Here is a 20,223-nt window from a genome sequence, read left to right as displayed (position 1 = left end):
CGAGTTGACGACATTCCCGGCGATCACTGGGACTTCCTGGCGACGTCACTTCGATCGCACTATTGCACGAAGACTCATTTCTTCGTGCACGCAAATGCCTACGCCGACATCCCAATTGATGCCCAACCGGACTTCATGCTTTATTGGGAGCCGTTCGGCAATCCCACGCCACACGAATCCGGTTTGACGATGGTTTGCGGTCACACGCCCCAACGTGGCGGCGTGCCATTATCGGTCGGACACGCAATCTGCATCGACACCTGGGCTTGTGGGCGCAGATGGTTTTGCTATTTCACCGCCTCCGTTGCAATGCCACGTTCCCAGTGACCTCTACGTGATTCCATGCTATGAAGCGTACTGAAGACGCCTTTTCGGACTACGTAATCCACCCTCGCTACGGGCGGGGGCCACGGATCACCGGCATGACAGTTCAACCCGGCACTTACTCGGAAGTCCGGCTTGGATGGTGGGCATCACCGGAAGACCGCATACCTGAAACTGCTATTGAAGCTCGACCGTCCCAACAAATCAAAGCGACAATCCCGGTCACGCACTACGTCGACCTCAAGCGACGATGTCGCGACTGTTCTCGGCCGTTCATCTTTTTCGCAGAGGAGCAGCAGTACTGGTACGAGACACTCCACTTTTACGTCGGGGCAGACTGTGTTCGCTGCCCCGAATGTCGTAAGGAACAGCGTCGCGTGAGTGGGCTGCGGGATCGGTACGTCGCTCTCACGAAATCCGGGTCCGTCTTGTCAGACGACCAGAATCTTGAATTGGCAGCTTTGGCTCAGGAAATGATCGACCTTGGGCAGTTCGGACATCGCACCATCCAAGTTGTTCGTCGCCATCTGAACGCAATTCCAATGGAATCCAAAGTTCGTCGACGAGCCACTTTCCGTGATGTTGACGATCGGTCGAAGCGAACTCTGGCCAACAGTTCGTCGAGCGGATAACGGTGCAATTGGTACTGACCGAAATCGCGGTCTGTGGCGTGTTTGCTGAGATTAAGCGACGGTCACGGGCTAACTGGCCATGACGCCGTGTCGGGTGTGCAGGGGTTCTCTTAAGGGAGAACAAAACATCACTTGGGCTCTGTTCTTAGGTATCTCCGAGCTCTCTGCGGTACGTTCGCTCACGCTTTCGGCGGAAATTGCTTTGCCAACTCCTGCGGAGGATTCGGAAGCAGCCTAGAATGTAGCCTGGGCCGCCAGTGGGTCCGACTGACATTGCCGCGTGTGAACAAACTCATGCTCGAACATGCACTTCAAAATCCGGATTTTAAAACTCTTTCCGAAAGTTCGGCGGTCGGCGTAGAGGAGTCTTGTCCCGCCCGTTAAGTGCTCGGGAACCTGCAAAGATACGGTCACCAATTGGGAAACGCTTTCGCAGCGAGCGTTAGTTTGTCCGACAGGCATGCGTTTTTCCGCTCTTGTTGACCGACAGTTCGGCACACGCGAGAATATCTCACGAGTCGGTGGAGAATTAAGTTCATTGAAAGAGGGCAGCCAATTGCCAGGATCGATTTCAACCATGTTCACGATCACTCGGAGCGAGTACATCCGAGCAATGAGGCGACACTACAAAACTAAACTACAGATAAAGCGTGACCTTGTTGGCGGCGTGATCGCCATCGTAGTTGGGGTTTACCTTTTGATCACGCCCGGAGCGGATACGCTTGCTTGGTGCTTACTTCTTGCAGGAGTCGTTCTCGTTTCCCTCGTTGTCTATGTGATCTACATCTTGCCTTCGCTCATTTACCGCTCCCAACCCAAGTTGAAAAACGAATATCGACTTGAGTTTCGTGACGATGGAATTGGGTTCAAGACGATCGAGATAGATTCTAACCTCAAGTGGTCGCTCTACCACTCATGGTTGAGTGACAACGAATTTTACATGTTGTATCATGGAACCCGTGATGTTTCTGTGATTCCACGCAGATCGTTTTCCAGCGGAGATGATGAACTCCTAGTGAACCTGCTGGGTCGCACGATTGGTCCATCACTTTGAAAATGGTCGACGAGCATAGAATTGCACTCGAGTTGTGGATCTCGCTTTTCTCGATGTTTAGTCGCTTGGCCTCAATGGTTTGGCTTCAGGTTCTATTTGGTTCGAATCCGTATTGCTTACATGACTGCCATGCGACCTACTTATGCAGGAATTTGGATTCGCTCACTTTCCAAATCCGACCTCGAATCATTGATCGCTGATGTCAAAAGCGGTGACACGGAGGCGATTTCAAGTTCCACTGCATTCGTGATCGCAGAGAGCTTTGGTTACTGGCATAATCGGGCACGTGCGAAGCTTTGTCGTCACTTCAAAAACCATCCACCGCCTAAAGGCGACTGCGATCGATTAGTCGATGCGATCGTTGACCGTCTTTTGGGAGGATACTTTTATGAACAATTCAAGGATCAGCTCTCAATGGCCATGCGGTTTGACCGCGAGCGACTTGAACATGCGGCTTCCATTGCTGCTCGCTCCAACAAAGACTACGTTCGCAGATACGGAAACCGGGTAACTCACGCCATCGAATCCCAATGGCCCACATCGTGACAGAGGAATGACCTGCAAGGGCACCCAGCGTCACGCGTCTTGGCATTTCCTGCTCTTCACCGCCCGCTTACCTGTGTCTTTGCGTTCGTCAACTTCAACACTCGATGCCCAGTCATGCCGTCGTTTGAAACGTCACAACGAATCGAAGCCTATCGTGAGTCGTGCGAGGATCGTATCGACGTCATCACGAACGACGAACGCACAGTGATCGTCGTCGCCGATGGTGCGGGCGGCACCGGCGACGGCCATCTTGCAGCAGAAACGGTCATCCGCGAAACGCGAGCAAACTACGCAGCAATTGACAGTTCAACCGCTTGGTCGCAGTTCCTGCCCCAGCTCGACCTGCGAGTGGCGTCTGGTGAATCGACTGCCGTAGTCGTCGATCTTCGCCCGGATCGCATCCTCGGTGCCAGTGTCGGCGACAGTTGTGCATGGGTGATCGACGGCCCTGATATTACCGACTTGACGCGAACTCAGGTTCGCAAACCGTTGCTCGGTTCACAGGCCGCGAAGCCAGCTCCATTCTTGCACGGTCCGCTCAATGGCATCATTCTCGTCGGGTCAGACGGTTTCTTCGATCACGCAAAATGTGACCGAGTGACCTCAGTGGTCGCCCGCACGGACTTTTTTGCAATTCCACGTGCTTGCGTCAACTTGGTGCGTCTTCCATCCGGTGACCTGTGGGATGACACTGCCGTCGTGGCCTGCCGAGTTTTCAACGCTCGGCCAGCCAGAAAACGCTATACTAATTAGTCTCACTTCGTGTCCACTCAACGCTGGTTGTCTCGATTCTCACCTGACCGATCGCTGCCAAACAAGTTACCCGACGTACATGAATGAATCGTCTGCTCGTCCTCTTTGTTCTTTCACTCATGCTCGGCTGTAGGGATCCGAATCAGATGACTACTGCCCAATCCTCGACTGATGCGAGTGCCCAGCTGTTCAACGAAGCGGTACTTGGTTCCTCCCCGACCGACGCGATCCCGATGCTCTTGACGACGGCAAATGCAGACTGGTCACCAAAACAGGTCGTTCTCGACTACAAAGACGGGGCTTGTTACGGTGCAATGGTCCACTACGACCGGTCGAAGCCTTTTGAGGTGCTTCGCTCCGCAATCAATTCTCGGTTCGGCGAACATGAACAACCGACCTTCGCCGACGACCCTACGATGGGTATTTGGCGAATGGAAGATGCAGGGTTCACGATCCAGCTTAGCGACGACAACGACGAGGACTCGTTTATGGCGATCTATCTTCTGTTTGTCGATCCCGGAACGATGGCGACGAAACTTGAAATGCTGAACGAAACCGAACCTGGGCTGTTTGACGAATTCCCTCTCGACGAATTCACCGATTCCCTCCGAGAGCCGGACTCCTCAAGCTCCAAGACTCCAAGCGGCGAATAGCCAATCTGTTGCCCACGAGCGGCAGCGACGGCGATTTTGACATCAATGCCTGGATCGCCACCGCTCGTCGATCGAAACGCACACTCATCAACACGCAGGGATGTAAGACGATGCGACGCCTCTCGCTCTTTTTCATTTCTTTGATCGTGTGCCTGCTTGCCGCAACCATCGCACAGGCACTCACGATGGGGTACGGACAACGCGACGTCACGGAGGCTGGTGCTGGATGCGTTGGCGGGTGGATTTCCGAACACGGCAACATCGCCTATTTCCGTGGTGATACTGAACTGCTCAACGTGCAGTTGGCTTCGCTCGCTGCAGAGATTGCGGGTCATCCTCTTGGAAAGGTCGTCCTGCACGCAGGCGCGAAACAAGTCGACAGCCCGGAGGAACAGCCGGCCACTGGATTTGGTGACCAAGCTTCAAAGCAACTTGCGGCTTCCAATCAACTCGCGATCGACTGGTCGGTTCGCAGATACTGCCCGCTTGAAGATGTGCTCAGCGGTCGCTGCAAATGCGATCGGCGAAGAGTTGATGTGGATGTTTGGCTCGGAGACAGCATTCAACTCGACGCCCTTTCGGTTCCGAGCGGACTTTCCGTCGAATCTGGTCGCGAAATCGAGCAGTTCGTCGAAGAGCATGCCAACCGCAAGTGAACCGACGGATGCGAATGATCGATGGATTCCACTGAGCCTATGTTTTGCCGGGGGTTTGCGGTAATTCGCCGCCGGTTGCCATGTGTCTCGGGGAACATGCGGCTAGAAGCCCCGCAATGGGCCCGCAGAGCCCTGCTGAGCGACTCTTCGCCTTTCCTTCCGCGACGCCGTGTCGGCTGTATATGGCGGCAGGGGCCTCTTATGGGAGGACGAAGTATGACCGGGGCTCTGCTCCTGGGAGCCTCTGAGTTCACCGTGGCACAATCGACCAATCTGGATACGGGAATTGCTCGGCCGGACGTTCTCGATGGTATTTTGAAGTCGCGTCCAACGCAGTCCGAGTCATCGGTGACTCAACTGGCGTTGGTTCTTTGAGCAAAGGTATGTCAGAAAACGTGGTTTAAAATCCGGATTTTAAACTACTGGTCTGATGGTTTGGCGGTCGGCGTCGAGGCTGCACGTTAACGAACATTGCCTGCTCGGAAAGATGCATTTCAAACGTTCACGAGCGTGAGAACGCAGTGGCAGCGAGCGACCGTCTTTTCCGCAAGTAGTGTATCCCCCGGTTATTGTTGACGGGGCAGTGGGCACCGGGGAGAATAAATGCGGACCTCTGAGTCGGTGGCCAATGAAAGTTTTCTTTTTCATGTCACGGGTTCAAGCCGGTCACGCAAGACGTTTACGTGCTCGGCGCTGGAAGTAAACAATACTTGATCGTTAAAATGCATCCCACCGACGACGACACTGCTGAGCCCTCAGTATTGTCTGACGCGACTGTTCTGAAACCGCAAGACGGCGAATAGCGATTCCGTGTGCACTGGATCGGAGCAGTCAAATTTCTCTGAAAATCGTAGTTCTCTTGTCGCGACCTCATGATCGGTGACGGCATTCCCCTGCATGCCCAATGTGAAGATATCGAGAACGCTGCTTCCTGCTGTTTTCACACAACCGACCGCTGAAAGGCAAGTTGTTTGACTGAAGCCCATTTACTGCGAGTTTGACACTGCCTGCTGTACTTCGATTATCCGGCAACCGTCAAGCGATCGCAAACATCTTGAGCGACTGCTCGCTTTCGTTCAAGGAATCTCACGCTTCAACACGTAGGCGACGTCTTGATCCAACCGGACATTACCCAACTACAACGTTCAACTTAACGATATCGGACGCACCCGGTGACTCTGTTCCGCTTCAACTTGACGAAAGCCTCGCCTTCCTTCGAGCGAACATCGCGGCGATATCGCGATTGGCCGACGTCGCCGCGGACTGCAAGCTGACGCGCGATCTGTCTTGGAACTTCCCTCGCGGCACCATCGGGCAATACAATACGCTACCGGCGGAGTTGATGGGCGTGATGTCATCCCTCGGCATCGACTTGATGCTCTCGGTGTATGACATCGCCTCACGTCCCAAATCCCCACACGGTGATTAGCGAGGCGATAAACCGGAATAGTTTGCTCACCGCTACGGCGGTTGGTTTCGCCATTTTGACGCGTTCGCTGGGATCACCTTTCTCGGTTATCGCCGACGCACTCTCATGAAGACGCTGACATTGCTGTGACAACAAACCCATACGCACCGCCGACGGCAGAGTTGACGCTTGTGTCTCTGAACTCGGCGACTCAGCGGGCTCGTCGTGGACCTGCCCTCTACATAGCCGGTTTCGGATTTCTGGGTGGGGTTGGTTCGATACCGTTTCTCGCACTTCAGAATCCGATTGGATTCGTCGTAGTGCTCACCGGGTGCATCCTAGGCGGACTGGTCTATCGCATTCGGTCACGCGATTGGCCGCACGACCCGACAATTCGTCAAAAGCAAATCCTCTACTCGGCACTTGCTGTCGCGTTGCCTCCTGCGGTCTTGTTTCTGTTCGCAGGGCCCAATGGACAAGGACCCGCAATCGTGATGATCGGATTGATTGTTGGCGTGTCGGTTGCGGGTGGTATATTCATCAGTGGAACACGACGCCTCAACATACCGCTGAAGGCAGAACAATGACGTGCCCAGACGGAGGGCTTGCGGCGTCTGATAGAATGTGTGATCAGCTCACTATCTGCCGTGATTTGCCGGAAACCATCACAACTGCAATGGAGCGTTCGCATCGACATCCGCTGGTGACGTGGCTCATCCGTTTTCTCGGATGGGATGGGCTCGTTCCAGCGGCAATCTGGCTCCTACCATTTGCGGTTAGATTGCTAGTGCCGAAGATCCCACTACTCATCGAAGTAATGGCTGTCATCCTGCCGATTGTCGCGTTCTTTCTTCGTTTCAAAGTCGGCGTATGGCACATCTCCATAAACCGATGCGGACGTATCGTTCGATCTGGGCAATTTGTGGCGTTGTGCTGTGCGATACTTGTGCTCGCTGTGGTTGACGCGGTCATCATCCTCACCAACGTGATGCCGAAGGATGCTTTAACCAGATCGGATCTAGTGTTTCTTGGCTACATCTACGGCTTTTACCTATCGTGTATGATTTTTGCACTTTATCCTGGATTGACAAATAGCCCGAAACCACCACACGAGTACTGCGAATAGAAAAACCATGCAACGGGACCGCGTGTCAAGGTTTTTTCGCAGAGGATGAACCTGAATCGCTTGTCGCGGCCCGCTGCTGGCGAACGTTGCTCGACTGCAAATCCCTCACCCGAAGCCGAAAAAGCAAGCGATTGATCAGCCTGATAGGAAGCCTGCGGCAATGGGGGCGAGACTGATATAAAACCAGCATTTGCAAATCTTGAAATCGATTTCTGGGTCCACCGCGGAAAGCTTGGCTTCACAGAACCTTCGCTTTGCCTCTATCACGATTCATTGGGTTCCGGTTCACCGATTCTCGATGCCCTGAACGAACTGACGGGCGAGAAGTGCCCAGCACAACGCAAGCTCACAGTCGCCGCTTGTTCTCGCGAACGTGCTATGTCGAACTTGCGGCTGATGGTTGTTCCCAAGCGTGAAGACTTACGGGTCATGAGCGTCCGGCATGACTCTGATACTGTGACAATTGAAATGACTGGCGCGGGCCTGAGATTACTCATTGATGCGTTCACGTCTTGGCTCAACGGAGCGGAGGATTTTGGCATCTCACCACGCCATTCCAGCATGAAGCCAAAGGCTTTCGGTAAACTGGATCGTGAATCAGGCGAGCTATGGTTTTGGGGGCCGAGCTTGGCTGGGCCGTAGGCGATCTTCAGCAAGCGAAATGGTCGAGATCGCCCCCAAACAATCGTTGGATTGGCGAGCGGAGGAGACGGACCTCTGGACAGCGGTATACTCGAAAACGATCTGTAAAATCCGGATTTTAAAACGCATTTCCGAAGGTCCGTCTGTCATCGCCGAGACTGCACGCTTGCGAGCATTGCCTGCTCGGCAACGTGCAGGAATCGGTTTACTAAAGTGGAAACCCAGTTGTAACGAGCGATGACCGCGGAGAGTGCTTTTTCGGTTCTTGTTGACGGGGTATCGGACACGAACGAGAATACCACCTCAGCGATCTCGCGAGTCGGTGAGAATATTTCGGTGACGCTCACCATGCCCGTGCTGAAGCCGGCGAGAACGCCATTTATTTCTGTTTCACCGGGCCGACCGATGAGCAGCGAGTCACTCGGGTTTGAATACATGACCCACTGTTTCCACTAAATCACGTGAAGGAAGATTTATGCTCAAAGGCGACGACAATCTGTCAGCTGAACCAGACTATCTCGCATGGGCGAACACGATTCAACAACTTGAAGATGCTCGTGAACATCTTGGGAACTTGATCGACCAAATGGTTGCAGAGAAGCACATCTGTGTGATCGACTTTGGCATTCAACTTGGCCATGTTTACGGGCACCTCAATCGAACATGGAACGGCCGGTACATTGCTGGTGGTGATCCTGACGAATGGTTCACAGACGAGAACAGCCAGTTTCCAAACGACATTCTAATAACCTGACTCTACGTTCAAAGAATGATCCATCGCGACCGCAATTGATTGGACGTTGTACAACCGCCCACCGTGGAACGCGACAACTCATCGGTTGCATTTGAGTTGCCAAGTCAAATTTACCGGAGTGGTCAGAACGGCGACCACGTGATTCATAGGCACTTCACCAACCAATGAAATCTCAAGACGACATCGATTCGGATATTTCTTCAGCGATCGAGCGTGACGACGCCGAAACGTTGCGGGATATCATTCGGTCGAACCTGATGATCGCTCATGAGAGTCTGGGTGGCTGGCTCACTATCGCATCGTATTGTGGCAAGCTATCTGCGTTGAAGGTGCTGCTGGAACTCAACGCAAACGTCAACTGGAAGAACGATGATGGCGAGACACCCTTCAGCTATGCGTGTGCGTACAACCAGTTCGAGTCCGCCAAAATACTTCACGAACACGGAGCGAACGTCAACAGCGTGCACGCATCGGGCTGCACGCCGCTTGACATTGCCGTTTGCCGGGCGAGTCCCGAATTTCGAGAATGGTTGAAGCGTGTTGGTGCGACTCGCAGTACAGATCACGACGAATGGCCGTGGCCTCCGCCAACGATCACTGCCGAAGATTGACGCGATCGGTGCTCAAGATCCGACGTACATACGGTAGAACGACGAGACTCAGGCAGACACGCTGCCAAGGAGATCCACAACGGGCCGCAGAGCCCTGCTGAGCGACTCAGGCGAGATCCTGGCGATCCTTTTTGGCGTGCAGCAGCGGCCGTGCGGGAGCGTCAGGGCTGGCAGGCCTTTTTCGTGCGTGTCACGTGAGTGAATCGTTCATGTTGACGATGTGATCGTTTTCGATGATCGCGTGAGTGATGCGTGGAGTTTTGGTTGGCTCAGCAAGGAACGATAACCAACCTTCTTCTGTTTGCAGTCGTCGATAGAACAGGTGGCTCGAGAAGCCAAAGAAGGATCGCCATCGCACTGTGCAATGAGCAGTGTGAAGAAGTTGCTGTGTCGATTCGGTCCTGACTTGATCCCATTGTGAGTGCTCGCCTTCGTGTCAGGTGCGTGAGCGTCATTGTGGCTCAGAATCCGATTGATCTTCTCACGTGACATGGCAGTAGTTCAGTGCCGATGTGACTCACTCGATCGGTTTACGTTTAGTGAAAGCATTTGTAGTAATCTTGTTGACCACGTTATAAGCCACGGGGTATATTTAGTACCTGCGTTTAACATGTGCCACTACGGCACCGAGAGCACAAGAATTACAAGGAAAGCTTGGAAGATGAAAACGAAGGGAAGTAACGACCAGAAGAAGCCGACCCGTTTAATGAAAGTCTTATTCACACCGGACGAACAGACATTCGTGAAACTCGTGGCGAGCATGAATAACATGCCGGCAAACCAGTACATGAGATCGATCGTTGTCGCTGAAGCGAAAAAGGACATCACGGCGATGGACGGAAAGATTAGCAAGCTGGTTAACTCTCTTTAAAATCCGGCTTTTAGAAAGCGGGCCATGAAGCTAGTGGCTAACGATTTACTTTCAATCCCCTGAACGTGAACCCAACGAGGCCAATTACTGAAAGCACCGATTGAAGAAGACAGCTTTTCTTGATTCATTCCCCTTGGACTCACTCATGCTGATCGTCTTGACCAGCAACGGTAACATTCGATTACCGAAGAGTTAGATCTGTTACCGCATCGATCGAAGCCACACTCGGGAACCGAGATCATCTTCGAGACTTGCGGTTCTTTGAACGCTCTGTCTGTTGAACAGATCTTTCAAAGAGGGAGGGTGTTGAAAAGAACAACTGTCTGAGTTTTTGTTTCTGATTCCACTTATCACACGTACTCTAACATGGAGAACATTTTCATTTCCTGGATGGAGAGGAATACCAACGTTGGTGACTCCATTGGTCTTTAGTCCGCTATCAACAGATTGATCACGTTGAACGTGATTCAATGTGTGGAGCCGGCTAAGGATTAGTTCAGAGATTGAAGCGATCATTTTTCTCCTTTTGTCTCTGGCTACCGCCAGAACCTCATTTTTTCACGATAGCCGGGGCTGGGCCGTTTTGCTCGGCCCCGGTTGTTTTTCGACGACCCACTCAGATCACCGCGAATTGAGAATATGACCTACCAATCCCTCTCGCCGCTGTGGCACCGCTATCTGCAGCGCGACTATCTCGGCAACCGCTCAGAGGATGTCGAGCCACTGGTGTCGTACAGGGACGATGTCGAGAACTGGGCTCGCACCTCGGAGAAGAGGACGCACGAGCACTGCCAGTCGCTGCTCCGTACCGTCGCCAACCCTCGCATGCTGAGTATCGCCCTCGACGACATCGGTCGCAGGAAAATCTTGGGCGACGACCCGCGAGTAGCCATTGCCAATTGGTATCCGTGGGAGTGGCTGCGTGACATCGAGAAGCGGATCCTCGACGGCAGCTTTCGACGCGGGAAGTTTACGAAGTACAAGATTCCCAAACCTGGCAAAGCGGGCTTCCGAACGATCGAGGTGCCGATGTCCGAAGCGCGGATCGTTGCACGCAATCTTTCGAACTTGTTGACGCCTCTGCTCGATCCTGATTTCTACGATCTGAGCATTGGGTTCCGACCCAAGCGGTCGCCCGCACATGGTGTGATGGCTGCCAAGTCGCTGATAAAGAATGGCATGCACCACATGGTCGCGTGCGACATCCGTGATGCCTTCGGCACGGTGCCCAAAAAACGACTGCTGCAAATCCTACGATCTCGGCTGCATCAGTCACCGGTGATGGGACTGATCGAAGAGCTGCTTGACCCGAAACGCAAGCTCGGAATTCCGCAGGGGCTTGCCATCTCGCCGATCTGTCTGAATTTATATATCGATCACTTTCTTGATCACTGGTGGGTCAAGAATTTCCCGGGCACGGTGCTCGTGCGATACGCTGACGATCTCGCGATTTTCTGTGAGACTCACGAGGCGGCGGTCGAATGCTACGAGGCACTCCGAAAACGCATCGAAGCGATCGGAATGAAGATCAAGGAGAGCCAGGACGACGCTGTTTACGACCTCGCATCAGGCGACCACGTGGACTGGATTGGTTTCCGCGTGCGGTGGGCCAATGGGAAGACGCGAGTCAGCTTGAGCGAATCGAGCTGGTGCAAGCTCGAAGCCAAACTGCTGGAGCATCAGTGCAAAAGCGATAATGGTGAGACACTGACGGTCAAAGATGTCGCATCCACCGGATTCCAATGGCTGGCACAAAAGGCCGTGGGCGTCTCGGCGGCTCAGGTGCCCGTTGTTGCAGAGCAGATTCGCCTGCTGGCCGACCAGTGTGGTTTGGACATGTCGCATTTCAGCGACGAGCAGGCTCAACTTGCGTGGCAGGCGGGCCAAAAAGTTGCCAAGCGTGCCCAGTTCGAAGTGTCGCAGTGGGTGCCACAACCGCTCGCTCTCGATTGATTCCGGTCGCGAAAAGTTTAATCCGCCGAGGAACGTACACGACGCGGCGTTCGGCGGCGTCACGATGGAAACCGTGAACGCTTTTGAACTTCACGTTTCCTATGGTAGTGCCCTACACGCCCTACACGCCCGTCACACGCCCACGCTCTGCCTCAAACCAAAAGCCCGCAAACTGCGAGTGATCGCAGCCAGCGGGCCGACAGCGTGAACTAGCCCTAATTGGCTACGACGAAGTCGAGACGCTCGAGTTCACCGCGCCGGAGCTGAGAGTCCGCGTGACCAAATACGCCAGTCCAGTCGACAAGACCAAAAGCGTCGTCAGCTCCGAGCGGCCCACTGGGCTGGTCGAAAGGGATCGTTTTGATGTTTCAATCGGTGTCGAAGTCGTCGCCTGGAAACACTTCTATCACCTGCCGTTTTATCGTCACCAGGACCTGTTCGCCGGCAGCGGCTGGACGCCCAGTCGCAGCACACTGGCGAACATCGAATCGGCGGTCGAATTCGCTCTGCGTCCGCTTGCCGAACACTTGCGTAACGTCTTGAAGCAGGACCAAACGGTCGGCTGTGACGACAAACGCACCCGCCGAGCCCGCCGCCGCCTCCTCAACAAGTCAACTAGGCGTCGCTAACTGGTTCTGGTGTACGGTTACGTCGAAGCGGCATCGCTGATCGCTTTTGCACCCGCAGAGCGAAGCTGAGCACTGCTTCAGGCCCCGTCAGGCCGGGCTCCTGACCACGGGAAGGCGAACGGGAGCAAAGAGCGACCCGGCCACGAGAAGCCCGCTGGAGGCCTCAGGGAGGCGAGGGATCGGCCCCATTGACGAGGAATGCACTTTCGGCCCATCAAGACGCTCACAGGGGCCGCCAGCGGCTCCTGGTGTCGCAGGACTGCCATGATGCTCGCCGAACCGCCGGCCCATCTCCATCCGTGCAGCGACTCGATGAGTATTTGAGTAGTGAAGCTCGATCAATCCGTCACATCGGCCTTTTCAGGCTTGACGCCTCCATGTTCGCCCAGGCCTCCTGATTCAGTGTCCAATCAAAAAGGGCACTCAATGTCCAGAACAGTTGCTCCGGGCTCGTTGAGTCCTTTGGAAATGGCGGTGAGTCGATCTCCACGGAGATCTCCTTAGGGTTTGTATCGGCTGATCCGCAACAACTGCTGTCGCGGGAACATACCGAGTAAGTCAATGAAGTGAGGGAAGTTGTCAGGTTGGTACAGGTCCATCCAAGGTACCTTCGCGACGTTCTTGAACACCTTGAAGATGTTAGCGTGTGTACACGAAGGTGTTTCGCCAATCGTCAGCGGGTTGTCGCCGCTCTTGCGGTTCAACCGAGGAAAGAGATCGTCAGTGGTTTTCGGGACCATCTGGATCCCGACATGGGACAGGTAAATCGATTGGGTGTGAGTGTTGAAGATCGGCAGCATCATCTGAACGGTCACCAAGGCGTCAAGCCAGTCGTGTGGGCCACGAGCCGAAGGGAGAAACGGCAACTCGTCGGTCGAGTCGAAGAAACGCCTCCAAAACACAAGCTTGCACGTCTTCCGGATCGCGAGTGACGGCTTGGTCAGTTCACAAAACACCTTGAACATCCGCCGAGAGAAACACCAAGGGCACACTCGGCAGTTCCCGCACAGCTTGGTGTACGGAGTGACGTGGAAGGTACTGGGCGGACAGTTCATGTTGTAGGCGTAATCCTTCGCCTTCGGCAGGTTGAACTGCGTCGCCTGGAAGTAATGCCCGCGTATCGCGTACTGCAAGGCCAACGTCGCATTGAGAGTGCTATCAACAAAGGTCAGCTCAGGATCAGTTACCAACGGGTCAGTAACGCACACCTTCGCGGTCTTGGCGAGAACCGGAAACTCCGGTTTAGAAAATATGTGCTTAATGGCCCCCTTCATAACGACAGGGGCAGTAGTGTCGAACGGCTTACGCATGGGAGCCTTCAGGGTTAGAGGAGTTGACGGGTAAGATTAGTGTACTCCATAACTTACAGTTATGGAGAGGTGGGCTCGTTAAGATGCCCGCATGCTCATCCGTGTTGGTATAGAGACGGTGGCAAACAAGGTCGAAAACCAGGCATCTTAAAAGCCGGATTTTAAACGACCTTCAGGACTCCGACGTTGACCGCCTGAAGGCTAGGTAATATGGCACGCCCCAAAAAAACGTGCCATCTTACCTAGCCTTCAGGCAAGATACTGTGGGTTGAAATCTAGAATCTAGAGGACCGGCTGACGCCGTCTCTATATTCTTGGGTGTGCGCATGGACTAACTTACGAGTCCAGCTCTCCATAACTATAAGTTATGGAGTACACTAATCTTACCGAAAGAAAGGGCAGGACCCGTGAAGGTAGGGTCCTGCCCGTCGAGGGTTAGCTCCGGCGTTTCACTATGTCGCTAACCCGTCATCGTCATAATCGCCAGGGGCGAGATGCGGGTACTGAACGCCGTGAGTTGAGTAGTGCTTTCCCGCCTCGACGTCGACGACCTCGCCGAGTGCGGCGACCGTGGGTCTTTGTTAAGGCGACCCAGTAGTCTCTCGGGATTAATGTGATGTCGTCGATGCCGCCCTCGTCGGTGTGACTCCAGACCAGACATTGGTTCGGACTGACGAGGCATCCAGGGGCCTCCAGTGCGACGGGAGTCGCGTGTTCGCTGGACGACGGATGACGATGACGACCACGCCATAATCCGTGACGACGTGCTGTCGAGATGCAGTCGCTCGACGATTGCCGTAGTTGATCAGCGAGTTGTTGCTGATGCATTAAAACTACCTTCGTTTAATGAGGGTTTGAAACGTCCATCAGGTTTGGACGGCGTAGCGTGACACGCTTGATTTCCGTGTCTGGCCAGTCGTCTTCGCCTGCGACACCCAATACCTATCGCAGGGGCGCAACACAAAGTGCCAAAATTTCCCCAGGGTGCTGTGCTGGCAAAGCTAAAGAGGCGGGTTAAAAGGCCTGCAATGGCTTCATATTGCCTATTTCCTTTAATTCTGATCGCGGACTTCGGATTGACGGATTAGTAGCAGTGCCGAAGCACCTGTGACGCAGTTGAGAGCTTCAGGGCCATGAATTGGCTCCAGTTGGCGGAATCGGCTGCCTTGGGGCAGTCTTAGTACGTAACCGTACACCAGAACCATGGTAGGCGCGGAGTTTAGCTTGGTGGGTTTTGTTTCGTTTCACTTGAGCGGAGAAAACCCATGTCCAAGTCCGAGACCGCCCGACTTTGGGACGAGCGTTTGCAGCGCTTTGATCTGTCTGGCACCACCGTCGCTGCATTCTGTGCCGCCGAGGCCGTTTCCCAGCCATCCTACTATTACTGGCGACGCAGACTGCGGGGGCTGGCCAGTAGAGCCCGATCAAAATCAAAGATTCCGCCCACTGCATTCCTGCCTGTCATGCTCGCTCCCAAAGTAGCCCAGCTCGAACAAGTCACCGAAGCCGAGCAAGCCACCAAGCCTGACGACCCGCCTCGTGTCTGCACTACCATCGAACTGCCCGGTGGGATTCGCATCCGAATCGAAGTTCCGACCGATCCGCAACACGATGCCAATTCAAATTCGGCCGGCGGCACGGAGGACCGGTCGTTATCGAACTGCCTACCGGAACGACAATCTATCTGTGTAGCGACCCGGTCGACTTCCGAAAAGGCTTCGACGGGCTGACCGGCATCGTCACTACGTCGCTCGGCAAGAACGTCACCGATGGATCGTTGTTCCTGTTTGTCAACCGAAAGCGGGATCGCATCAAGGCCTGTGGTGGGAAACCGGTGGGTTGACGCTTTGGTATCGCAGACTTCAACAGGGAAGGCGAACGGGAGCAAAGAGCGACCCGGCCACGAGAAGCCCACTGGAGGCCTCAGGGAGGCGATTGACGAGGAATGCACTTTCCGCCCCATCAGTACGCTCACAGGGGCCTCCAGTGGCTCCTGATGTCGCAGGACTGCCAAGACGCTCGCCGAACCGTCGGCAGATGGGCGTGCAGCGACGCATCAGCACCGCTGACAAAGTCAAGCTCGCCAAGCGAACGGAGCAGGTCTTCCCCGAGGGTGTGCCCACCGCAGACTGCCGCCTTTCCCACACCCGGGTGATGTGGCGACAGGAGAACGAACGAGCCGTGCTGGTCGCTTACGAGGTCTTCCGGTCGGGCAACCGATTCGGCAAGCCTGCCGGTGCGATCGGTCGTGGTGAATTCGGAATCGAAATCATCGTCGCATTGGCCTATCAAGTATTCTGCCTGGGATTGTCGATCGACAAGGCTTGTGCGGTCTTGTCGTTCTTTCAACAGTTGAAGCTTCGTAAGAGCCAAGCGGACGCCTTGCTCAATCAACTCGCTGCCGCGTGGGAAAGCGAGTTCGATCATCTCTGCACGTTGTTGGCCCCCAGCGCGGTGGTGCATACCGACGAGACCTCTTGGAGCATCAACAGCGTCTGGGCTTTCCTGAGTGACAAGTTGCCCGTGTTGTTTTACGGCGTTCACAAAGACGGCCAGACGCTCGGCAGGATTCTGGACAAGGGGACGTTCGCCGGAGTGTTGATCAGCGACGACGCGGCGGTGTACCAGAACTTTACCAAGTCCCAGACTTGTTGGGCTGACTTGATCCCCAAGCAGCCCGTTGATTTTTGCATAAAACGCCACATCAACTTTCGGGCGCTGATCACGCGGCGATCGCGTTCTTAAATTCGGTATGGATGCCAATTGGATGCGTCCATGGCTTCAAGAGCCGCACAGTAGGCGCCCAGTCTGCCCAACACACGCCAAACCGCGAGAAAGCTCGCTCGGCGAGCACCGCCAAGTACCTTGGTTTACCCGCACCGGTCAGTTTGCGCATGACCTGTCCCAAGTTGTGTGCTATCGCTGCGCTCATGTATCGCTTCTGCACCTTCTCGAGGCCGCGAAGCCAAGTACGACGAGCACCGCCGGTATCACATAAGTGAGCGAACGTGCGTTCGACTCGCTCACTGCGAAGACGCTGTAGTTTGCGGCCACGATTGCCTTTGGTATTTCGACGATTGCGTCGGTACGATGCTTCGCGTTCAGGAGTCTTGTCGGTCCAAGTTCGATGACCTTTTCGCTCCGGTTCAGGAATGTAAGTCCGCGCGTTGCATTTGTTCTGAAGGTCATCCAGTGCCTGTTCGCTGTGATAGCCTTTATCGGCAACCACTTCTTCCACTTCCAGGTCCGTACCAGCTTTCTTCAAGTTCACTTTTGCCGCATTCACCGTATCCAGGATCGTGCTCGTGTCGCCTCGATCACCGTGGTAAACCTCGGCTGAAACGATCACATTAGTTTTCAAGTCGACCGCGTTCTCGGCCTTGTATTTCAGGTGAAAACGCCCGTCTTTCATCTTCCCAATGCGGGAATCTGGATCGGTTGCGCTTTCCCAATGCTCGTTGCTGACCTTCTTCTTCGACTTGCGTCCCTTATCAAATCGCCGCAGTTCTTCGTCCGTAGGATTCGTCTTCCCGGTCTCTTCGGCGTACAGCTTCCGGAGGTACGCCTGCCAGTCATCACCATTGTCTTTTCGGACAATGCTTTTGAGTGATGCGTTGGCTTCTAAATCAGTCGCGTCGACGCCCAGCGTCTTGCCGGCCAACAGTCCGTGATCAGCAGTCGCCTTGAGTATCAATTCGAAAGCGAGATTGTGAATCTCCATCGGAAGTCGATCGCGAGTGAGCGACAACGTGCTGTGGTCCGGCGTGGGCTCGTCGGGTGAATAGCCAAGGAACTTGGATAGCGATCGGCTGCACGACGGCACGATCAAAGTAATCGATTTTGGTTTGGCAATGGCGGCAGATTCCGCCAAGTCCGCCGCCCGCGTCGCTGCTGGCACTGTTGGCTACATGTCGCCCGAGCAGGCACACGGAACCGGGCCGATCGATCATCGATCCGACATCTACTCTGCTGGCCGCATGTTGAAATATCTGCTGGCCAAAACACAGAATCTCTCAACCAGCAAGAGACAGGTTCGCGCCCTTGAGAAGCTCAAAGCCCTGGCCGAATGGATGACCCGCAAATCGCCGAGGGCCAGACCAAAGAACATCTCACTCGTGATTTCGCAGCTTGAGAAGATCCAACGCCCCTTGCTGCGTTCCAAGATCAGGCCGCTGCTCTACGCTGCTGCGTTTCTGGTCGTCGTAGCGCTGGGCGTCTCGGTGTTTCTCGCGAACAACCGCGATAGGGGCAATGGGATTGCTGCCCAATCTGCGGTCCAGGATGAAGTGACAAGACAGTTCGAGGCACGTCAGCAGCTGGCCGACGACGCTCTTGCAAAAGAGTGGAATACCGAGATTGCCCCTCGCCTGGAACGAGAAACTGCAGAGCTACGCTCTAACGTGAAAGCAACGCTGGATGCAATTCGCTTTGACCCGCCGGATCAAGGCGTTTCGAACGAATTGGGCTCACTCTTTTCGCCACTCCCCAATATGGTGGTGGCAACGGTCCCGCAGCCACCCACATACGATCAGGGAACGGACGAACTCGCCTACACCGTCCGATTGGCTCCCAATGAAGCCGCCTACCGAGCGAGCCTCCCGCGACTGAGACAAACCCTCGAGTCACTCGCAGTTGGTGACCCGCAAAAAACAACTGTTCGTCCGACACTACTTCGACCAGAGAACTCGGAAGATATCCCGGCGGTTTACTCGATACCGCAGATCGAAAGTGATCCGCGAACAGCAGGGACTCAGGGGATAGTCTCGCTGCTGATCGATTGGAACAGTGCTCAGACGTACCAAGTTTGGATGCACTACGTTGTTGATTTTGGCGCAGTTGAAGTACAGGGCACGGGATGGCAGTTCGTTAAACCGAAAAGCCAACATTGGCTTCAAATCGTTGCTGCTCAGGCAAATGATGAAGGACGGCCTATGGCATTTCCACTTTTGTCACGTCGGGTCGAGACGCAGTTTGTAGACAAATTCGGAGGCAAAGTCGACCTCGACGCGTGGGAATGGTTCGCTGACAATTATGTCAACTGGCAACTACCGCAGTCGTTTCAGAGAGGTGGGTTGCCCGCGGATCGCAATTTCAATGGTGTCCCGAACCTGCTCGTCTCCCCGGTCTATCAGCACCTGCCGCTTCCCGATGAACCGGTGCTCGTAAATGGATGGACTTTCGGTACGCCTCAAAATAAGACAAACAATTTCCGCGTCACGATTGCTCCCCTGAACATGATGCAAAGCACTTTCGCTGACACCACGAAGGCTCTCGTCTTCTCGCCCGTATCCACAAAGACGCGGAGGATTCCTGTTGATCCCAAGCTCTCGCGAGACATCACCACAGTGAAAGTGAGCACTCGCACAACCACGGCGAAGTAACTCAACGGTGGCATCGGCGGCATCTGGCGGATGCAGGACTCCGTTTCGGAGTACACATCGCCGCGATTGTGCTGGGTGTTTATTCCAATCCGCCATTCTCTGCGACGTCCTATTGGCGGCAAAGTTCCGAGCCCGACACTCGGAGCGGCAACATCGGCCTGCGGCCCGTCATTGAGCTGCCTGCCCGATAGCCGTTGCCCTCGGTGGCACCGGATTTCGCTAGATTTCAGGGCGATTTCCATTTTCTGCAGTCTCCGTGTTGCGCGCTTGAGATAGGTAGACACCCTGCCTTCAAACGCGATGCTCGATAGGCAGCACCGCACGTCGACCGGTCCACGCTTGAGGTCGTCAATCAGGGTGCTAGCTTCGCGAAACGATATGTCTTCGAGACGGTTGACGTTCAATCGTTCGCGAACCAGACCTGGGGGATCGACTTTTTGCACTCTGGTAATGGCGAAGATACTTGAAATATCAGATGGAATTTTCATTCCCTGGATGGGCGAAACCGCCGGTGCATCTGCGTTCCCAAAGTGGTCGCCAGTTCATGCCGGAACTAGAATGCCGCGGATACTACGCAATAGAATGATATTCGTTGCCGCTGCTGCATCACTCGTCACACGGGCCAGAGTGTGGGGCGAAAGTTCAACGCTCGATCTATCCGCAAGTCAGGCGGCCAGTCCAACCAGCAAGTTGGCTTTTTTATCACGTGACCAGCGGATAGATCGCAATTCGTACGCATGGCAATCCGCTACGCATAACGGGATCCAGGACTCGATCAGTCACGCTTACGCTGTCTGGGTCACGTCCGTCTCGGCAGATGGTCGCCTTTAATCGACCTTTTAAAATCCGGCTTTTAAACCGCTCTTCGATATGCCTGGCATAGACAGGCGGTAACCACACTTCTCGGCGATCAGACCAGC

Annotated in this window: 23 protein-coding genes and 1 pseudogene; 19 read left to right on the top strand and 5 right to left on the bottom strand. The window is 54.5% G+C overall.

The window, feature by feature from the left end; all coding sequences use genetic code 11:
* Nucleotides 1–347: 347 nt before the first annotated feature.
* Nucleotides 348–689 (top strand): annotated as a pseudogene (locus tag SH410x_RS01780) (zinc-ribbon domain containing protein); the annotation flags it as partial.
* 501 nt (nt 690–1,190) lie between these two features.
* Here SH410x_RS01780 and SH410x_RS01775 read toward each other — a convergent pair.
* Nucleotides 1,191–1,418 carry a hypothetical protein gene (locus SH410x_RS01775; protein ID WP_473670705.1) on the bottom strand — a complete coding sequence of 76 codons (228 nt, stop codon included), beginning with the start codon at nt 1,416–1,418 and terminating at the stop codon, nt 1,191–1,193.
* Here SH410x_RS01775 and SH410x_RS01770 point away from each other — a divergent pair.
* The 9 genes from SH410x_RS01770 to SH410x_RS01730 all read left to right on the top strand — a co-directional run bounded on the left by SH410x_RS01770 (nt 1,417) and on the right by SH410x_RS01730 (nt 7,794).
* Entirely contained in the window at nt 1,417–2,010 is a 594-nt protein-coding gene (locus tag SH410x_RS01770; protein WP_473674084.1) for a YcxB family protein, read from the top strand. The two genes, SH410x_RS01775 and SH410x_RS01770, sit on opposite strands and share 2 nt — an antisense overlap.
* Nucleotides 2,011–2,199: 189 nt before the next feature.
* Nucleotides 2,200–2,556 (top strand): hypothetical protein, encoded by a 357-nt coding sequence (locus SH410x_RS01765; RefSeq protein WP_473670701.1) that lies wholly within the window; start codon nt 2,200–2,202, stop codon nt 2,554–2,556.
* A gap of 114 nt (nt 2,557–2,670) precedes the next feature.
* Nucleotides 2,671–3,309 carry a protein phosphatase 2C domain-containing protein gene (locus tag SH410x_RS01760; protein WP_473674082.1) on the top strand — a complete coding sequence of 213 codons (639 nt, stop codon included), beginning with the start codon at nt 2,671–2,673 and terminating at the stop codon, nt 3,307–3,309.
* A gap of 146 nt (nt 3,310–3,455) precedes the next feature.
* Nucleotides 3,456–3,962 (top strand): hypothetical protein, encoded by a 507-nt coding sequence (locus tag SH410x_RS01755; RefSeq protein ID WP_473674080.1) that lies wholly within the window; start codon nt 3,456–3,458, stop codon nt 3,960–3,962.
* An 8-nt stretch (nt 3,963–3,970) separates the two neighbouring features.
* Nucleotides 3,971–4,618 carry a hypothetical protein gene (locus SH410x_RS01750; protein WP_473674078.1) on the top strand — a complete coding sequence of 216 codons (648 nt, stop codon included), beginning with the start codon at nt 3,971–3,973 and terminating at the stop codon, nt 4,616–4,618.
* Nucleotides 4,619–5,861: 1,243 nt separating this feature from the next.
* Nucleotides 5,862–6,047, top strand: a complete 186-nt coding sequence (locus tag SH410x_RS01745) for a hypothetical protein (RefSeq protein WP_473674076.1) — start codon at nt 5,862–5,864, stop codon at nt 6,045–6,047.
* A gap of 125 nt (nt 6,048–6,172) precedes the next feature.
* A complete protein-coding gene (locus SH410x_RS01740; RefSeq protein WP_473674074.1) occupies nt 6,173–6,613 on the top strand; it encodes a hypothetical protein in 441 nt (146 codons plus the stop codon).
* Between the two features lie 35 nt (nt 6,614–6,648).
* A complete protein-coding gene (locus tag SH410x_RS01735; RefSeq protein ID WP_473674072.1) occupies nt 6,649–7,152 on the top strand; it encodes a hypothetical protein in 504 nt (167 codons plus the stop codon).
* Nucleotides 7,153–7,425: 273 nt separating this feature from the next.
* Nucleotides 7,426–7,794: a hypothetical protein gene (locus tag SH410x_RS01730; protein ID WP_473674070.1), complete on the top strand. Its 369-nt coding sequence runs from the start codon at nt 7,426–7,428 to the stop codon at nt 7,792–7,794.
* Nucleotides 7,795–7,940: 146 nt separating this feature from the next.
* Here the strand turns inward: SH410x_RS01730 and SH410x_RS01725 are convergent, their stop codons facing one another.
* Entirely contained in the window at nt 7,941–8,231 is a 291-nt protein-coding gene (locus tag SH410x_RS01725; RefSeq protein ID WP_473674068.1) for a hypothetical protein, read from the bottom strand.
* 38 nt (nt 8,232–8,269) lie between these two features.
* Between SH410x_RS01725 and SH410x_RS01720 the strand changes: the two genes are divergently transcribed.
* A complete protein-coding gene (locus SH410x_RS01720; protein ID WP_473674066.1) occupies nt 8,270–8,548 on the top strand; it encodes a hypothetical protein in 279 nt (92 codons plus the stop codon).
* A gap of 164 nt (nt 8,549–8,712) precedes the next feature.
* Nucleotides 8,713–9,159 (top strand): ankyrin repeat domain-containing protein, encoded by a 447-nt coding sequence (locus SH410x_RS01715; RefSeq protein ID WP_473674064.1) that lies wholly within the window; start codon nt 8,713–8,715, stop codon nt 9,157–9,159.
* Nucleotides 9,160–9,349: 190 nt separating this feature from the next.
* Here SH410x_RS01715 and SH410x_RS01710 read toward each other — a convergent pair whose 3' ends face one another.
* Nucleotides 9,350–9,517 carry a hypothetical protein gene (locus tag SH410x_RS01710; protein ID WP_473674062.1) on the bottom strand — a complete coding sequence of 56 codons (168 nt, stop codon included), beginning with the start codon at nt 9,515–9,517 and terminating at the stop codon, nt 9,350–9,352.
* Nucleotides 9,518–9,820: 303 nt separating this feature from the next.
* Between SH410x_RS01710 and SH410x_RS01705 the strand changes: the two genes are divergently transcribed.
* The 3 genes from SH410x_RS01705 to SH410x_RS01695 all read left to right on the top strand — a co-directional run bounded on the left by SH410x_RS01705 (nt 9,821) and on the right by SH410x_RS01695 (nt 12,612).
* A complete protein-coding gene (locus tag SH410x_RS01705) occupies nt 9,821–10,030 on the top strand; it encodes a hypothetical protein (RefSeq protein ID WP_473674060.1) in 210 nt (69 codons plus the stop codon).
* A 639-nt stretch (nt 10,031–10,669) separates the two neighbouring features.
* Nucleotides 10,670–11,983, top strand: a complete 1,314-nt coding sequence (locus SH410x_RS01700) for a reverse transcriptase domain-containing protein (RefSeq protein ID WP_473674058.1) — start codon at nt 10,670–10,672, stop codon at nt 11,981–11,983.
* A 275-nt stretch (nt 11,984–12,258) separates the two neighbouring features.
* A complete protein-coding gene (locus SH410x_RS01695) occupies nt 12,259–12,612 on the top strand; it encodes an IS66 family transposase (RefSeq protein ID WP_473674056.1) in 354 nt (117 codons plus the stop codon).
* Between the two features lie 500 nt (nt 12,613–13,112).
* Here SH410x_RS01695 and SH410x_RS01690 read toward each other — a convergent pair whose 3' ends face one another.
* Nucleotides 13,113–13,922 (bottom strand): hypothetical protein, encoded by an 810-nt coding sequence (locus SH410x_RS01690; protein WP_473674054.1) that lies wholly within the window; start codon nt 13,920–13,922, stop codon nt 13,113–13,115.
* 1,265 nt (nt 13,923–15,187) lie between these two features.
* Between SH410x_RS01690 and tnpA the strand changes: the two genes are divergently transcribed.
* From tnpA to SH410x_RS01675, 3 genes are all read left to right on the top strand, one after another.
* The gene (gene tnpA, locus SH410x_RS01685) at nt 15,188–15,652 is read left to right on the top strand and encodes an IS66 family insertion sequence element accessory protein TnpA (RefSeq protein WP_473674052.1); all 465 of its coding nucleotides are present in this window, start codon (nt 15,188–15,190) and stop codon (nt 15,650–15,652) included.
* The gene (tnpB, locus tag SH410x_RS01680; RefSeq protein WP_473677223.1) at nt 15,577–15,765 is read left to right on the top strand and encodes an IS66 family insertion sequence element accessory protein TnpB; all 189 of its coding nucleotides are present in this window, start codon (nt 15,577–15,579) and stop codon (nt 15,763–15,765) included. Before tnpA ends, tnpB begins: the two co-directional genes overlap by 76 nt.
* Before the next feature lie 143 nt (nt 15,766–15,908).
* A complete protein-coding gene (locus SH410x_RS01675) occupies nt 15,909–16,667 on the top strand; it encodes an IS66 family transposase (RefSeq protein WP_473674050.1) in 759 nt (252 codons plus the stop codon).
* Here the strand turns inward: SH410x_RS01675 and SH410x_RS01670 are convergent.
* Nucleotides 16,645–17,745 carry a transposase gene (locus SH410x_RS01670; protein ID WP_473674048.1) on the bottom strand — a complete coding sequence of 367 codons (1,101 nt, stop codon included), beginning with the start codon at nt 17,743–17,745 and terminating at the stop codon, nt 16,645–16,647. The two genes, SH410x_RS01675 and SH410x_RS01670, sit on opposite strands and share 23 nt — an antisense overlap.
* Between SH410x_RS01670 and SH410x_RS01665 the strand changes: the two genes are divergently transcribed.
* Nucleotides 17,717–19,303, top strand: a complete 1,587-nt coding sequence (locus SH410x_RS01665; protein WP_473674046.1) for a protein kinase domain-containing protein — start codon at nt 17,717–17,719, stop codon at nt 19,301–19,303. The genes SH410x_RS01670 and SH410x_RS01665 overlap by 29 nt on opposite strands.
* Nucleotides 19,304–20,223 lie beyond the last annotated feature (920 nt).

Source organism: Rhodopirellula sp. SH410 (assembly GCF_055811895.1).
This window is presented reverse-complemented; position numbering and strand designations above follow the sequence as displayed.